We start from the raw sequence: 16,386 nt of genomic DNA on the forward strand, positions 1-16,386 counted from the left end.
TCAGAACAATTTTTGATGAACTAATTGAAAATAAAAAGGAATAACCTTTTTTATTCTAAGGTTTTTAGCCATTACCAAACAACGATTTTAAACCCGCTGCTTTATTTTCAATTTCTTCCCACTCTTGTTCAGGAGCTGAATCTCTCACTATGCCAGCGCCTGAGTATAATGAAACTTGCGAACCATTAATTTGCGCACAGCGCAAAGAAACGGCAAACTCGCTTTTATTTAAGCTAATAAATCCGCCTGTTCCCGCATACCAGCCACGAGAAAAAGGTTCATTCTTTGCAAGAAATTGCCTTGCTGCCTGTCGTGGTAAGCCACATACAGCGGCTGTTGGCTGAAGTCGTTGCAAACAATCGCTGTCTGAAGGCTCAATCAGCGTTGCCACGATAGAACGATATAAATGTTGAATTTTTCTCAAGCGGATCACTTTCGCCGATGAAACATCTACTCCCGTAACAGCCCCTTGCAATTGTTGGCAAATATCATCCACGACAACTAAATTCTCGTGTTGATTTTTTTTGTCTTCCATTAACCATTTTGCTTGTTCCGCCGCAATGTTATCATCAGGATCATTCGCCACTGTACCAGCTAGAGCCTCTGAATTAAGCTGTGTCCCCTGCCTCAGATATAAACGTTCTGGCGTCGAAGAAATAAAGCCCGAATGTTTGTCAAACGCCATCATAAAATGGTAACAATAGTGGTTAACTTGTTGACTGGCAGATAAAAGCTCCGCGACTGAAATCGCATTTGATAGTGTGAGTTGGGTCTCCCGCGCCATAACCACTTTTTCCATCTTACCTGCTTTCATATCGCTAATGGCGCAATTTAATAAACGGCACCATTCATCATGGCAAGGAATATGTTTTTGCTCAGTAATCGACGCAGAAAGCGTTAGTGAGACATCTGGTGCCGCTGTCAGTTGCGAAAGAAATAAAATTGCAGCCTGAATGTCATCTTTTCCATCAATATTCAAGTTCACATTAATTGTTGAGCGCAGCCGATGAATCTCTAAACGCGGGAGAAAACAATATGTTGCTTGCTGTTTTTCTTCATCTGTGAGGCCATCCCCCACTGCATTCCAACCATTTAAGCCCCACAAACGCACATCAGGTATCTGTGGATTTTGGGATAAGAAATATTCGGCATCCTCAATAGAGCAAAAGGATTTAACACGTCCCAACGCACTGCATTCCTCTGCACCTGTACGTTGATACCAATAAAATTGCGGGTAACAAGCTTGCGAAGATAACCATGCTAAACCAGGAAAAATGGTTTGCTCGTCAAGTTGCCAAACAAGTCGTACGTATTCTTTGTTTCCCAGTGCCAATGTAGACAAGTGTTCCAGAATTTCAGCTATTACATTATCAATTTTTTTATTTATCACTTTAGATCCCTACTGCCACAGCACATAGATTTACACCAATTATTATATAGCGCAATGTAATGCATTAATACATTGATTAATTATTGTATCTATAACTAGTCTCCCACAAGCACGCCTTTACTTATTCACAAAGACCAGCCAAAGCTGAGATTCGGTGCTCTGCTTGCATCTAGTATAGTTTATTCTAACAATTATATAATGACATATTCATTTAATTAATTGATATTTTGTGGCTTTATCACTGTTCTTGGGATTACATTACCGATTTATTGGCCAATCAACTGCTTTACATCATCGATGCCAAGGATTAAATGGGGAGCGGACATTAATTCGTATAAAATATACTCGATTCTATTTATCGTATTTCATTATGAAACATATCATTAATATCAATTGAACACGGAAAGTACAATACCTTATCTTATGGTACGATACTTTCTCCCTATCCTCTTTCCATATAAGATTATTTTTATAAAATTAATCTTTCTATTAATTAAGCTAATTTTATAAATACAAATTTTTACTATTGTGATACGCACATTGAGTTATTTTTTAGCGATGATTTTCATTTTTTAGTATCAACCCCCGTCATCACTTTCTAGTAGGTTATTCAATATAAAGCGCTCACCTTATGCTTTACCAATGATTAATTTCCATTGAATAGAACTAATTCAGACACCTACTGTACATACGTCTCCAAACAATGAATCAAGTTAAAAATTCATTACTCATTAACTTAATAAATCTGGAATTCATAATGTATATTCAAGAAAACTATGACCGAATTATTGAAAAAGAAAATATAGGAAATGCAACATTAGCATTGTTAACTAACCAAGATACGCTTTCTGCGCGTTCCGCAGGTATATTTACCTTAGATGATTTAGTCAATATTCATAAACATGTTCGTTTCGCACTTTCTCTTCCTTTACGAGAAATAGATATTTTGAAATGGTTTGGTATCAATGATTCAACAGAACTACCAATTAACCATCATGATTTAACAAGTGCAATTATTGATATTCGAAATCATGCAAATAGTTGGGATAATGTAGAACAACAAGTTAAAGAACAATCTGTTAATTTATCACTGACAAGTCGCAATATTACACAAACAGGAAATCAGATAATTGAATATATTAACCACATGCCTATTTTGCAAAGAATATCCGATAGTTTAGATGATTTAACCACAAATGACTTAGATAAAATAACCTATCAAAATGATGACCAACAAATTGCTACTGAGCTTGTTAGTATTTTAAATATAATTAAAAATGACATTAAGCAGCAATCAATAAAGACAATAAAAATTAAAAATACAGTATCAGATTTTAGAGCTTACATTACAGGTGGATACCTCTCAAATTTTGAGCATGTTGAATCACTTCTATTTAATATAAAAGGTATTTATCAGCAACTCGAACCGACCAATCAAGATAGCTCCGAATCATTTTTGAAAGAACTGATTGAATTTAAAAAGCAAGATATTATACAACTAGAACAAGAATATTCTCACTTTATTAAATTATGTTTTACTGGATTAGCTGGCGGAATTATTGGCCTAGTCATTACCAGCAGCATTTTTGGACCTAAAGCCGATTTGATAAGAACCAGAAAAAATGAACTACTGAAAGAAATTGCCGAAATAAACACCAAGATAAACAATGAAAAATTAATTCAAAAAACAATTTTCGATATCCAACTTAACTTACATAAACTTGAGGGACTATTTAAAGATGCTAGATTAGCTATTGACCACCTTGACTATATGTGGCTAGTTATTTTAACAGAAATAAAACAATCAATTGATATTTTTCAGCGAATAAACAATGCAGATAAACTCATTCGATTTATTGCCCAGTTCAAGAAAATTATTATGTCTTGGAGTTCAATTCAAGATTACTCAGTTCATTTAATTACATTATTTGATGAGCTACAAAAAAAATAACACATCATCTCAATAAAAGGCATTAATATGCATGACAACCTTGATTTACCAATGTTACCCCCTATTGATATTTATCAGTTAAGATGTATTTCAAATAATATCGTTGCATTTAATAAAAGCATCATGAGTTATGATTATATTATTTACGGACGAATTCAAAAAATCGCAATTAAAACAGAGCGTCTCAATGAGTTGATCCGGAATTCGATTCCAATATTACGCATCAAAATTAATTATATAATAGACAATGAGTTAAATAACCCCCAAAGCTCAACAACCAGCGAAGATAACTATTCAGATATTAAAAAACAACTTCTAACCGCCAATTTTATTGATGATTTAATGGATGCAAAGTTAGAATTAGAAAAACTTATTTCAAAAATACGCTACGCAAATGAATCACTACTGATCTTTCACCTTAACGAACCTAATAAGTTAAAACTAACCCAGTACACTAGCCAAAAAGAAATCCTTTTGACATCCAAGCACAGTATGCAAGCTAAAATAAATGATTTACACAAGAATTATTCTATTATTATGGCTGCTGAAGATATTGTTTTGCGAGCAAAGCTAACTGATTTTTTTGATAAGTATTTTAAAGGGAAAGAGTTAATTGACGCTCTAAACATCCCCCCAAATAAAAAAGATATTTTAAAATCAGCAATTAGTTATATTAGAAACCTGCTAACAATGGTAGATGATGGCCTTGAATTTGCTAAATTAGTTGATGTTAGATTGTACTTAAATGACCAAATTATTGAGCACAAAGAAGAACTTAATACCATTGATACAAATATTTTTAGACTCACACAACTAATGTCTCTTTCCAATGAAGTTACTGCCATCGATTTACATAAACAAACCATTATCCACCAAGTTGGATTACTCAAAAATTACTGGGAGTCATGGTGTCAATATATTAGTGAAAAGATATCAGAACAACCCCTTAACTTAGTACAAATCAATACGGCAAGCCAAATGCTGATGACTTATTTGAATGATGTGGAATATCAATACCAACGCCAGCTACCCGATTAAAAAAAAACCGGTTACTTTGCAGTAACCGGCTTCATATTACTTAGACTGTATTCATTAACCAACGATTGCTACAGCTAATGCTGAAATATCAATAAGCGGTTGTGGCCAAACACCGAAGACAATGGCTGCAATTGCACAGACAGCTGCAAAAACCGTACCCAGAGTTGCTTTTTCAGGGCCAGTATAACGTTCAGCATGTTCTGCATCACGACTGTACAGGCTTGCCATAAAGCGCAGGTAATAGTACAAACCGATTGCACTACCGACCACAACAGCACCTGTTAACCACCACAGTTCGGCATTTACCGCTGAAACAATCACATAGAATTTACCGATAAACCCTAATGTAATAGGAATACCTGCTAAGGATAACAGTGCGACTGTCATCACAGTTGCAAGCACAGGCTTGTGCCAGAACAACCCACGAAATGCGCTGAAATCGTCTTGATCATCACCACGATAAGGGCTAGAAACGATACTGATCACGCCAAATGCGCCCAAACTTGCAAACAAGTAACCGACTAAATAAATTGCAATCGTTACTTGTGAAGCAACAGGGTCAATACGCAGGGCAACCAGTGCCACTAAAAGATAACCCATATGGGAGATAGAGGAGTAACCCAGTAAACGTTTTGCGCTTTTTTGTGTGATAGCCAGTAAGTTACCAAACAGAATAGACGCAATTGCAATCACTGAAATAACAATTGTCAGTGTGTCGCTACTGGTAATTGGCGCTTCCATAAAGATACGCACTAGCACGGCAAAGATAGCAATTTTACTGCCCGTTGCTAGGAAAGCTGAAACTGGTGCTGGCGCGCCTTGGTAAACGTCTGGTGTCCACAATTGGAATGGAAACAGTGACAGTTTAAAACCAAAGCCAACAATCAGCATACCGAAACCAATCATCACTAATGGTGCGTGAATTTGGCTATCAGAAAGGCTTTGACCAACCGCAGCAAAACTTAAGCTGCCAGATTCTGCGTACAGCAACGCAATACCAAATAACAGGAACGAAGAGGCTGCTGCAGATAACAGCATGTACTTAATCCCTGCTTCCAGTGTACGTTTACGTTCGAAGGTATACGCCACTAAACCAAACAGCGGCAATGAAATCAGCTCGATACCGATAAACATTGATGCCATATGATTTGACATGGATAACAGCACACCACCTGCGACGGCAATTGCGACTAACAGATGGAATTCATCTCTGTTATCACCAAAGCCTTCTAACCAGTGGTAAGCGAAGATACTGGTGCCGATACCTGCGATCAGGACAAGCGCACTATAGAACAGCGCAAAGCCATCAACACGGATAAGCGAAGTCACATCCATTAGGTAGCCATCGGCTACCCAAATGAGTGAAAGCAACGCAATGATAAAACCCGATACTGTCAGCGCGGCACTAGTCAGGTGATCGCGTCGCCACGCAATGGACAGCATCACAACCACCGCCGTCAACCCGACGATCATCAGTGGTAGTATTGCGATCAGTTCTTGAGGAGTTATTGTCATGGCGAATTACAGCCCTAATGTTGTTAGTGAAGCAGAATACAGGTTATGCAATGTTTCCATTGAACCAACTGATGTATCTAAAATTGGTTGTGGATAGAAACCGATAATAACCAGTAAAGCAGCCAGAGCCAGTAGCACACCGAATTCACGCGCCGTTAACCCTTTCATTTCTTTTTCTGATTTTGGTGTACCGTAGTAAGTCTGCTGCATCATCCACAGTGAGTAGATAGAAGCAAACACCACACCAAATACCATAATGCAGGTCACTAATGTGAATTGGCTGAAGCTACCGAATAGGATCATGAATTCGCCAATGAAGTTACCTGTACCTGGCATTCCTAACGTTGCCGCAGCAAAGAACAGGGACATTCCTGGTAACCATTTAATGCGTTTCCACAATCCACCCATCATGCGCATATCACGCGTTTGCGTACGCTCATACAGTTGGCCACTGATGATAATCAGCGCTGCACCTGACAGACCGTTGGTGATCATTTGGATTACAGCACCTTGGTACGCCAACACTGAGCTTGCATAAATCGCCACGGTCACAAACCCCATATGGGATAAGCTACTGTATGCCGCCAGACGTTTAATGTCGGTTTGTTTGAACGCTAACCATGCACCATAGAAGATACTGACCACACCCAGAGTCATTGCCACTGGCGTGAACTGGATAGACGCTTCTGGGAACAGAGGCAAAGTAAAACGTAACAGACCATACGCAGCGGTTTTTAGCATAATACCCGAGATATCTACCGAACCTGCGGTTGGTGATTGTTCTTGGGTATCCGCCATCCAACCATGGAATGGTACCAGAGGCATTTTAACAGCGAAGGCAATAAAGAAGCCTAACATCAACATGAATGCGACGCTGCTAGACATTTGCGTGCCTAATAACTGGTCGTAATCAAATGTTAAGGTACCCGTTGAGTTGAAGTGTGCCAGTGCCAATCCAATGATGGACACTAACATAATCAAACCACTTGCCTGCGTATAGATAAAGAACTTGGTCGCGGCTTTAATGTGTTGTCTGTTCTCTGACCCTTTGTGTCCCCAGTTTGCAATCAGGAAGTACATTGGGATCAGCATCATCTCCCAGAAGAAGAAGAACAAGAACAGGTCAACCGCCGTGAAAATCCCCATCACCCCTGTGATAATCCACAAAAGGTTAAAGTGATACGCACCTTGGTTCTTTTGGTTTTCACTCCATGAGCTCAGAATCGAGAACGCCCCCATGATAGCCGTCAAAACGACCATCAACAGTGATAAACCGTCAATCGCTAAGTGAATGTTGATTCCCAGTGCAGGGATCCACGACATGAAAAACTCGGATTGCCATAGTGGAACGCCTTGTGGGTTAGCCAGAGAGTAGCTCCCTTGTAACCACAATTGCACGGAAATAATAAGTGTTAATCCCATCGTCGCCAGCGCAATCCAACGTGGAGCGCGGTGACTGAACCGGTCAGCCTGCCAACTTAGCAGGCCACCGATGAAGGGAATAAGTATTAGCCAGGGTAGTAGCATGGCGCAATGTGTCCCTTAATTAAACCAAAAGCAGCAGAGCAAGAATCAGCACTGCACCCAGCCCCAATGAGGCAACATACCAACGGATCTGGCCGTTTTCACTCACTGCAAGTCCTTTATTTGCCCAACGTGAAAGATGTGCAGGAATATTCATCAGTGAGTTAATCGGATCGCTTTCCAGTAGCCATGCAATACCTTTAAACGGTTTCACAAAGACTACATCATACAGCCAGTCGAATCCCCATGCTTGGTACCACCAAGCACTGAAGAAGCGGCCAACCGCCGTTTTCGCGATAGCATCAACAATGGAACGTCTGAATAGATAGAGGAATACCGCAATTAACAGACCTGCGATAGCAAACCCGCCAGAGATAGCTTCGAGTAAGACTTTACCGTCTTCACTGCCTGTCGCTTCTGCTGGGAATACCCCTTCTAATGGCTGGTGAATTAATGCACCAACAAACGTTGCAAGGATAGCCAGAATGCCAAGTGGCAATGTGTGAGTGATGCCTTTAACCTTGTGCGCTTTGATTTTTGCTTCACCATGAAACACGATGAAAATCATACGGAAGGTATAAATTGCAGTCATTAATGCACCGAGGATACCTGCCCACAGCAACACAGTCTGTCCATCAAGCTTAGCTCCCCACAAAATCGCATCTTTACTGTAGAAACCTGCGGTAAACAGTGGCAATGCTGCCAGTGCGCTTCCGCCGATTAACATCACAGCATAAATGAATGGAATTTGCTTACGCAACCCACCCATTTTGAAGATGTTTTGCTCGTGGTGGCAAGCGAGGATCACCGAACCTGCTGACAGGAACAACAATGCTTTGAAGAAAGCGTGCGTCATCAGGTGGAAAATCGCCGCATCCCAAGCTTGAACACCCAGAGCCAAGAACATATAACCAATTTGGCTCATGGTTGAATAAGCGAGGACACGTTTGATATCCGTTTGGACCACTGCTGCAAAACCTGCCAGTACGAGTGTTACCGCACCCACAACGCCGACTAAGTGTAATACTTCAGGCGCTAACAGGAACAGAACATGGGTACGTGCGATTAAGTAGACACCCGCAGTTACCATGGTTGCGGCGTGGATCAGTGCAGAAACTGGTGTTGGGCCCGCCATCGCATCAGCTAACCATGTTTGTAATGGTAGCTGTGCAGATTTACCAACTGCGCCACCTAATAACATCAAGGTTGCCCAGTTGATAGCACTTGAGCCTTCAGCAAATTTCTGAGGTGCTAACACCGCCATTTCGCTGAAATTCAGTGTGCCCAGTTCATTCCACAGAATAAACATACCGATAGCAAGGAACACGTCACCGATGCGCGTCACAAAGAACGCTTTCATCGCGGCTTTGCCGTTGTCTGGATTAGTGTAATAAAAACCAATCAACAAGTAACTGCACAGCCCTACCCCTTCCCAACCGAGATACATCAGCATCATGTTATCGGCGAGGACTAAAACCACCATGCTCGCGATAAACAGGTTGGTGTAAGCGAAGAAACGTGAGTAACCTTCCTCGCCACGCATATACCAAGAGGCATACACGTGAATAAGGAAGCCCACACCCGTTACCACACCTAACATAGTCAGTGACAGACCATCTAACATCAGGGTGAATGGGATATTAAAGGTACCGACAGACATCCAAGTCCAAAGTGGCTGAATAAACACACCAGCGTCGGGTTGAGCTAAAAATTCGTTACCAGCATAGAATGCGACGAGGGCAGCTAAGCCGACCGACCCCGCACCAATAATGGCCGAAACGTTTTCTGACCAGCGTCCACGGGAGAAGGCTAACAACACCGACCCCAGTAAAGGCAACAGAATAGTTAAATAGAGTAGGTTCATCCGCGCATCTCACTGACTTTATCAATATTCAGGTTCTGACGATGACGATGGAGTTGCAGTAACAACGCCAATCCAATACTCGCCTCCGCTGCAGCCAGTGCGATTGCCAAGATATACATAATCTGGCCGTCTGGTTGCCCCCAAAAACTCCCTGCAACGACAAATGCCAGTGCAGTTGAGTTAATCATGATTTCCAGTCCGATCAACATGAAAAGCAAGTTGCGGCGGATAACAAGGCAGCTAAGCCCCATCACAAATAGAATTGCCGCTAAAATCAGACCATGTTCTAGAGGTATCATTTTTGCTCCTCCGCAATGCTAACAAGGTCAGCACCGTTTTCTTTGCGGTCACGTCCAACATGGAATGCGACGACGATACCTGCCAATAACAGCAGTGAAGCAAGTTCAACAGCCAGAACATATGGCCCGAACAAGCTGATACCGACTTCTTTCGCCCCAATCACCGTGCCATCAATGCCCTTCTCGTAAGATAAAGAAGTGATGCCGTAAACCAGGATAGCCAGTAACACTGCGGATAAACCCGCTGGACCAATCCAGTTTTTCGGCGTTAGCCAAGCCCGCTCTTGCTCTTGCACAGAGCGGCCTAGGTTCAGCATCATGACGACGAACACAAACAAGACCATAATGGCACCTGCGTAAACGATGATTTCCAGCGCACCCGCGAAATACGCGCCGAGTGAGAAGAACACCATTGACAGTGCCAGCAGAGAAACAACCAGATACAACAGTGCATGCACCGGGTTGGTATTCGTTATCACCCTCAAAGTTGCAAGTATTGCAACCAGACCGGCGATATAAAATGTAAATTCCATGAATATCGCTCCTTATGGCAACAGGTCTTTGACGTTAATCGGTTTCGCTTCGTTATCCGCTTCACCTTTGTCTTTACCTGCAATCGCCATACCCGATTTACGGTAAAAGTTATAATCAGGATATTTACCTGGACCTGAAATCAATAGGTCATTTTTCTCGTAAACCAGATCCTGACGTCGCCAGTCGGCCATTTCAAAGTCAGGTGTTAATTGGATTGCCGTCGTTGGGCAAGCCTCTTCACACAGACCACAGAAAATGCAACGCGAAAAGTTAACGCGGAAAAATTCCGGATACCAGCGTCCATTTTCGTGCTCCGCTTTTTGCAGTGAGATACATCCCACTGGGCAAGCAACAGCACATAAGTTACACGCAACACAACGCTCTTCACCGTCTGGATCGCGGGTTAACACGATACGACCACGGTAACGGGGTGGCAGATAAACCGGCTCTTCTGGATACATTTGCGTTTCGCGTTTATCGAACGCATGTAGGCCGACCATCCAAATACTACGTACTTGGGTGGCGAAACCGACCAATAACTCTTTCAATGTCATGGTTCAATCACCCCTTACTGAGCGTTGTATAAAATCACTGCTGCAGTACCCAGCAGATTAAGCAGCGTCAATGGCAGACAAATTTTCCAGCCGAAAGACATCACTTGGTCATAACGTGGACGCGGTAAAGAGGCACGGATCAGGATGAACATCATCATGAAGAAGCCAGTTTTGATAGCAAACCACAAGAATGACGGCAGGAACGGGCCATGCCAGCCACCAAAGAACAGCGTCACAATCAGGGCAGAAACCGTTACGATACCGATATACTCACCAACGAAGAACAGACCGAACTTCATCCCTGAGTATTCAACGTGGTAACCATCCGCAATCTCTTGTTCTGCTTCTGGTTGGTCAAACGGGTGACGGTGACATACCGCAACGCCCGCAATCGCAAAAGTCAAAAAACCAAAGAATTGAGGAATAATGTTCCACATGCCTTCTTGGGAGTTCACAATATCAATCAGGTTGAATGAACCCGCTTGTGCGACTACGCCCATTAAAGATAAGCCTAAGAACACTTCGTAACTGACGGTTTGTGCCGAAGCACGCATCGCCCCTAATAATGAATATTTGTTGTTACTTGACCAACCTGCGAACAGAACCGCATACACCGCTAAACCAGCCATCATCAGGAAGAATAAAATCCCAATGTTTAAGTCTGCTACGTGCCAAGTCGGGCTGACAGGTACGATGGCGAATGCAAGGAACAGTGAACAAAATGCGATAACTGGCGCTAGCGTAAAGATTTTCTTGTCCGCGAACTGTGGGATCCAGTCTTCTTTAAACAGCATTTTGAACATGTCGGCGATTAACTGGCCCATCCCAAACGGGCCAACGCGGTTTGGGCCATAACGATTCTGGAACAGACCGAGAATACGGCGCTCTCCCAGACTCATGTAAGCCCCACAAGTCACAACAACCAATAAAATGACGACAGATTTGAGGATGGAAATTAATACTTCCATCACTTCAGGAGAAATCCAATCCATCATGCTCCCCTCCGCAGATTATTGACTGACACGCCAGCCATTGAAGGTGCGATACCTGGCATCCCTAATGGTAAGCCAATTTGACCTGTCGACAGGTTGTTGCTGATGCGTACAGTCAAGTTAAATCCTTGACCTGCATGGCTAAACTCAGCTTTTGTCCCTGCTGCCAAACCAAGTGCCGCAGCATCTTGCGTGCTCAGCATGATATAAGGCTCTGGCATGCGCTGTTGAATCACCTCTGAACGCTGTGACATTTCATCACTACCGAACAGATGGTAATACGGCGCGACTACCCACTGCGCATCCGCTGCTTGGTAAGCTGCTGGAATATCAGTGAAATAAGCCAATTTACTTTCTGTTGAATTGAACAGGCGCACACCAGGGTCACCAAATAATAAATGGCCACCGACTTCCGCTTGGAATTTATTCCACGCTTGAGGTGAGTTCCAACCTGGCGCCCATGCAAATGGAATTTGCTGGCGTGGTGCGGTTGGGCTGTTGTTCCCTTCCATTGAGAAAGCAAATGGAGAGTCAATATCTTGCGGTTGGCGTGGTTCATGCACAGATTGGTTCGCCAGCATTGCTGTACGACCACTGTAACGATGCGGCTCACGCGCTAATTTTTGTCCGCGGATACGGAATGAGGCTTTCGGTGCTGAATCCACAATACCCGCAAATTGCGGTAATGCAGCCACACAGTCAGCAATCACATGGTCAAGTTGCGACCAATCTGCATCACGTTCTTGCGCTTCTGTTTGCAGCGAGTGCATCCAGCGCCAGCTTTCGTTCATCACGATAGTTTTGTCGTAATAAGTTGGGTCGAAAACTTGGAAGAAACGTTGTGCGCGACCTTCTTGGTTAATCAACGTACCGTCTGCTTCTGCGAAACTCGCCGCTGGCAGAACAAGCGTTGCTTTATCCATGATGTCAGTTTGCTGGTGATCAGCAACAATCAGGTGGCTCAATTTCGCTAATGCGCTATTGACTGCATCCACACTGCTGTGACGGTAAAGGTCATTTTCGATAACGATAGCCACATCCGCTTCGTTCGCTTCAATGCGAGCTAATGCGCTGTCTAATGGCTGTGCGTTCATCATCGCTAAACCGAAGCTGTTCGCATGAGAGGCTAAGTAAGATAAGCCCACTTGTGCGCCTTTCGCTTTCAGTGCAAATGCCACGTTCGCTGCCGCTTGGATCATCGCATCGCTCGCGCTGTGGCTACCGCTGATAATCAGTGGTTTTTTCGCGCTTGAAAGGGCTTGTGCGATGGTTTCCACTTTCGCTTTAAGGTCCGCTGGCAAGTCGTTAACCGCAGGCGCCTCACCGTTAATCATATTGGCGATAGCAAAACCGAAACGCGCTTGGTCAGCAACTGGTGCACGGTAATTAAAAGCCGCAACGTCGTCTAAGCGGGTATCATCAACGTTGGTGATAAACAGCGGATATTTCGCATGTTGACCAATGTTCATGATTGCCGCGATTTGCCAATCAGCCACTTTCTGTGCGGCGGCCATTTCACGTGCTTTACCTTTCACCGCTTGACGAACAGAAAGTGCCATACGTGCACCTGTCTGAGTTAAATCTTCACCCAGAACCAGTACCGCATCGTAACCTTCAACTTCACGCAGCGTTGGGGTATAGATACCACCATTTTGCAGAATATTTTGCATCAGCGCTAAACGGCTTTGCTCACCTGTGGAGATACCAGAATAGAAGTTTTCTGCACCCACTAATGCACGTAATGCGTAGTTGCTCTCAATGCTTGCACGTGGAGAGCCAATACCAATCACTTTTTTCGCTTGATTGATAATTTGTGCACCGCTTTGCATTGCTTCAATAGCAGAGATAACCTGTTTAACACCATCTTTGTTCAAGACAGCCTGACGTGGACGGTCTTTGCGGTTAACGTAACCGTAACCAAAGCGACCGCGGTCACACAAGAAATAGTGGTTAACAGAACCATTATAACGGTTTTCGATACGGCGAATTTCACCATAACGTTCACCTGGGCTAGTATTACAACCGATACTGCACTGTTGGCAGATACCTGGTGCAAATTGCATATCCCATTTACGGTTATAGCGCTCAGAGTGGGTTTTGTCAGTAAATACCCCTGTCGGGCAGACTTCGACTAAGTTGCCAGAAAATTCACTTTCCAGCGTGCCGTCTTCTGTACGACCGAAGTACACGTAGTTGTGAGCTCCATAAACCCCTAAATCCGTGCCATCTGCGTAATCTTTATAGTAACGAACACAACGGTAACACGCGATACAGCGGTTCATTTCATGACTAATGAAAGGCCCCAGATCTTGGTTAATGTGTGTGCGTTTCGTAAAACGATATTTACGCATGTTATGGCCAGTCATCACCGTCATATCTTGCAGGTGGCAGTTACCGCCCTCTTCACAGACTGGACAGTCATGTGGGTGGTTGGTCATCAGCCATTCTACAACACTTTCACGGAATTGCTTGGCTTCTTCATCATCAATAGAGATGAAGGTGCCTTCCGTTGCCGGTGTCATACAAGACATTACTAGGCGACCGCGGGTATCATCCGCGTTCTGATACTGCTTAACCGCACACTGGCGGCAAGCGCCAACGCTTCCCAGCGCTGGATGCCAGCAAAAATAAGGAATATCTAGCCCGAGAGAAAGACAGGCTTGTAACAGGTTTTCAGACCCGTTAACGTCATATTCTTTGCCGTCTACATATATTGTAGCCATAGTCAGCATGCTTCCCAAAGGCCCGCATAAAGCAGGCGTTAATCAAAAATACGTTCTTCGTGAAAAATCTCGTTCGCGGTTGCTCAATCGCGAAACGATTACCAGCGCTGCTTCAGCAGGTTTGGCTGAATACCTGCAATCTGCACTAAATTGCGCAGATCTTTTTGCGAGATACCCGCTTCGAATTCATCACGGAAATATTTGATAGCACTTTGCAGCGGTTCAACTGCACCTGGTGCGTGAGCACAGAAGGTTTTACCTGGGCCTAAGAAACGGCAAAGTTGCTCTAATGTTTCAATATCGCCTGGTTGACCTTCGCCTTTTTCCAGTGCTTGTAAAATTTTCACACTCCACGGCAATCCATCACGACAAGGTGTACACCAACCGCAAGATTCACGCGCAAAGAAGGTTTCTAAGTTACGCACTAACGAAACCATGTTGATTTCATGATCAACTGCCATCGCCAATGCAGTCCCTAAACGGCTGCCTGCTTTAGCAATATTTTCGAAATCCATCGGTAAATCGAGGTGGTCATTGGTCAGGAAGTCTGTCCCTGCCCCACCTGGCTGCCATGCTTTTAATTTCAAGCCATCGCGCATCCCACCCGCGTAGTCTTCAAGCACTTCACGCGCTGTGGTACCAAACGGTAATTCCCACAGACCTGGGTTTTTCACACGGCCAGAGAAGCCCATCAGTTTTGTGCCGGCATCTTTACTCTTACCTGCGCTTAAATCGATATACCACTGGTCACCGTGCTCTAAAATTGCAGGCACGTTACAGATAGTTTCGACGTTATTTACGCAAGTCGGTTTACCCCAAGCACCTGATGTTGCAGGGAATGGTGGTTTAGAACGTGGATTTGCACGGCGACCTTCTAAGGAGTTAATCAACGCAGTTTCTTCACCGCAGATATAACGCCCAGCACCCGTGTGCACAAACAGTTCGAAATCGAATCCAGAACCGAGGATATTTTTACCTAATAGACCCGCTGCTTTGGCTTCTTCGATGGCCCGGCGCAGGTTTTGTGCGGCTTCAACGTATTCACCACGCAGGAAGATATAACCACGATAGGCTTTCAGTGCATAAGCCCCTGTTATCATCCCCTCAACTAACAGGTGAGGCAGTTGTTCCATCAATAGACGGTCTTTATAAGTACCTGGTTCCATTTCATCCGCATTACATAAGAAGTAACGCAGTTTCATGTTTTCGTCTTTTGGCATCAGGCTCCATTTCAGACCTGTTGAGAAGCCCGCGCCACCACGCCCTTTCAGGCCTGCGTCTTTCACGAGATTCACAACTTCATCTGGCGCCATGCCTTTAAGCGCACGCTCAAGACCTTTGTATCCGTTTTTACTACGGTACTCATCTAACCAAACAGGCTGATTGTCATCACGCAAACGCCATGTTAGAGGATGAGTTTCGGCAGTACGGATCACTGGATTAACAGAATTTGTCATGGATACTGCTCCAGTAATTTTTGAATATTTTCAGGCTGTACGTAGCTGTGAGTGTCTTCATCGATCATCATCGTTGGACCTTTGTCACAGTTACCTAAGCAACAGGTTGGCAGCAACGTAAAGCGGCCATCAGCTGTTGTTTGACCTGGGCGAATATTCAGCTGTTTAATGATCTCAGCTTCTAAGCCCTGATAACCTGTAATATGGCAAACAACACTGTCGCAATAGCGAATAATGTGGCGACCTACTGGCTGACGGAAGATTTGGCTATAGAATGTGGCCACCCCTTCAACGTCACTGGCTGGAATGCCTAAGACGTCAGCAATCGCATGGATAGCCCCATCTTCAACCCAACCGCGGTTTTTTTGCACAATTTTTAGTGCTTCAATTGAGGCAGCACGCGCATCTTCGTAGTGGTGTTTCTCACCTTCAATCTCTGCACGCTCTTTCTCTGTTAAGACAAAGCCATGATTGACTTGCGGTTCAAACACATTCACGACATTGAGCTCGTTGTGCTTCTCATTTTCGTTATGTTCATTATGCAT

At 43.7% G+C, this 16,386-nt stretch carries 13 protein-coding genes; 2 read left to right on the forward strand and 11 right to left on the reverse strand.

All coding sequences use genetic code 11. The features are described from left to right. Positions 1 to 64: 64 nt before the first annotated feature. Positions 65 to 1,390: an isochorismate synthase gene (locus M1F05_RS12350; protein WP_206082339.1), complete on the reverse strand. Its 1,326-nt coding sequence runs from the start codon at positions 1,388 to 1,390 to the stop codon at positions 65 to 67. Between the two features lie 757 nt (positions 1,391 to 2,147). Between M1F05_RS12350 and M1F05_RS12355 the strand changes: the two genes are divergently transcribed. Then, positions 2,148 to 3,341, forward strand: a complete 1,194-nt coding sequence (locus M1F05_RS12355) for an alpha-xenorhabdolysin family binary toxin subunit A (protein WP_206082340.1) — start codon at positions 2,148 to 2,150, stop codon at positions 3,339 to 3,341. A 27-nt stretch (positions 3,342 to 3,368) separates the two neighbouring features. Beyond that, positions 3,369 to 4,379 (forward strand): alpha-xenorhabdolysin family binary toxin subunit B, encoded by a 1,011-nt coding sequence (locus M1F05_RS12360; protein ID WP_206082341.1) that lies wholly within the window; start codon positions 3,369 to 3,371, stop codon positions 4,377 to 4,379. A 54-nt stretch (positions 4,380 to 4,433) separates the two neighbouring features. Here M1F05_RS12360 and nuoN read toward each other — a convergent pair whose 3' ends face one another. From nuoN to nuoE, 10 genes are all read right to left on the reverse strand, one after another. Beyond that, entirely contained in the window at positions 4,434 to 5,894 is a 1,461-nt protein-coding gene (nuoN, locus tag M1F05_RS12365) for an NADH-quinone oxidoreductase subunit NuoN (RefSeq protein WP_206082342.1), read from the reverse strand. A gap of 6 nt (positions 5,895 to 5,900) precedes the next feature. Beyond that, a complete protein-coding gene (nuoM, locus tag M1F05_RS12370; protein ID WP_206082343.1) occupies positions 5,901 to 7,421 on the reverse strand; it encodes an NADH-quinone oxidoreductase subunit M in 1,521 nt (506 codons plus the stop codon). 19 nt (positions 7,422 to 7,440) lie between these two features. Further along, positions 7,441 to 9,282, reverse strand: a complete 1,842-nt coding sequence (gene nuoL, locus M1F05_RS12375) for an NADH-quinone oxidoreductase subunit L (protein ID WP_206082344.1) — start codon at positions 9,280 to 9,282, stop codon at positions 7,441 to 7,443. After that, positions 9,279 to 9,581: an NADH-quinone oxidoreductase subunit NuoK gene (gene nuoK / locus M1F05_RS12380; RefSeq protein ID WP_004912233.1), complete on the reverse strand. Its 303-nt coding sequence runs from the start codon at positions 9,579 to 9,581 to the stop codon at positions 9,279 to 9,281. Before nuoK ends, nuoL begins: the two co-directional genes overlap by 4 nt. Then, on the reverse strand, positions 9,578 to 10,114 hold the full coding sequence (gene nuoJ / locus M1F05_RS12385) for an NADH-quinone oxidoreductase subunit J (RefSeq protein ID WP_206082345.1): 537 nt from the start codon (positions 10,112 to 10,114) through the stop codon (positions 9,578 to 9,580). Before nuoJ ends, nuoK begins: the two co-directional genes overlap by 4 nt. 12 nt (positions 10,115 to 10,126) lie before the next feature. Next, a complete protein-coding gene (gene nuoI / locus M1F05_RS12390; RefSeq protein ID WP_318825851.1) occupies positions 10,127 to 10,669 on the reverse strand; it encodes an NADH-quinone oxidoreductase subunit NuoI in 543 nt (180 codons plus the stop codon). A 14-nt stretch (positions 10,670 to 10,683) separates the two neighbouring features. Further along, positions 10,684 to 11,661: an NADH-quinone oxidoreductase subunit NuoH gene (gene nuoH / locus M1F05_RS12395; RefSeq protein WP_206082346.1), complete on the reverse strand. Its 978-nt coding sequence runs from the start codon at positions 11,659 to 11,661 to the stop codon at positions 10,684 to 10,686. Next, entirely contained in the window at positions 11,661 to 14,393 is a 2,733-nt protein-coding gene (gene nuoG / locus M1F05_RS12400) for an NADH-quinone oxidoreductase subunit NuoG (protein WP_206082347.1), read from the reverse strand. Before nuoG ends, nuoH begins: the two co-directional genes overlap by 1 nt. An 89-nt stretch (positions 14,394 to 14,482) precedes the next feature. After that, positions 14,483 to 15,841: an NADH-quinone oxidoreductase subunit NuoF gene (gene nuoF, locus M1F05_RS12405; protein WP_206082348.1), complete on the reverse strand. Its 1,359-nt coding sequence runs from the start codon at positions 15,839 to 15,841 to the stop codon at positions 14,483 to 14,485. Beyond that, entirely contained in the window at positions 15,838 to 16,386 is a 549-nt protein-coding gene (gene nuoE, locus M1F05_RS12410) for an NADH-quinone oxidoreductase subunit NuoE (protein WP_206082349.1), read from the reverse strand. Before nuoE ends, nuoF begins: the two co-directional genes overlap by 4 nt.

Source organism: Providencia sp. PROV252 (genome assembly GCF_033676005.1).
Taxonomy (GTDB): domain Bacteria; phylum Pseudomonadota; class Gammaproteobacteria; order Enterobacterales; family Enterobacteriaceae; genus Providencia; species Providencia vermicola.

What these genes read in the sequence shown, in the direction of transcription:
- M1F05_RS12355 (WP_206082340.1), top strand. Translation starts at nt 2,148, where the DNA reads ATGTATATTCAAGAAAACTATGACCGAATTATTGAAAAAGAAAATATA.
- M1F05_RS12360 (WP_206082341.1), top strand. Translation starts at nt 3,369, where the DNA reads ATGCATGACAACCTTGATTTACCAATGTTACCCCCTATTGATATTTAT.
- nuoN (WP_206082342.1), bottom strand. Translation starts at nt 5,894, where the DNA reads ATGACAATAACTCCTCAAGAACTGATCGCAATACTACCACTGATGATC.
- nuoM (WP_206082343.1), bottom strand. Translation starts at nt 7,421, where the DNA reads ATGCTACTACCCTGGCTAATACTTATTCCCTTCATCGGTGGCCTGCTA.
- nuoL (WP_206082344.1), bottom strand. Translation starts at nt 9,282, where the DNA reads ATGAACCTACTCTATTTAACTATTCTGTTGCCTTTACTGGGGTCGGTG.
- nuoK (WP_004912233.1), bottom strand. Translation starts at nt 9,581, where the DNA reads ATGATACCTCTAGAACATGGTCTGATTTTAGCGGCAATTCTATTTGTG.
- nuoJ (WP_206082345.1), bottom strand. Translation starts at nt 10,114, where the DNA reads ATGGAATTTACATTTTATATCGCCGGTCTGGTTGCAATACTTGCAACT.
- nuoI (WP_318825851.1), bottom strand. Translation starts at nt 10,669, where the DNA reads ATGACATTGAAAGAGTTATTGGTCGGTTTCGCCACCCAAGTACGTAGT.
- nuoH (WP_206082346.1), bottom strand. Translation starts at nt 11,661, where the DNA reads ATGGATTGGATTTCTCCTGAAGTGATGGAAGTATTAATTTCCATCCTC.
- nuoG (WP_206082347.1), bottom strand. Translation starts at nt 14,393, where the DNA reads ATGCTGACTATGGCTACAATATATGTAGACGGCAAAGAATATGACGTT.
- nuoF (WP_206082348.1), bottom strand. Translation starts at nt 15,841, where the DNA reads ATGACAAATTCTGTTAATCCAGTGATCCGTACTGCCGAAACTCATCCT.
- nuoE (WP_206082349.1), bottom strand. Translation starts at nt 16,386, where the DNA reads ATGCATAATGAACATAACGAAAATGAGAAGCACAACGAGCTCAATGTC.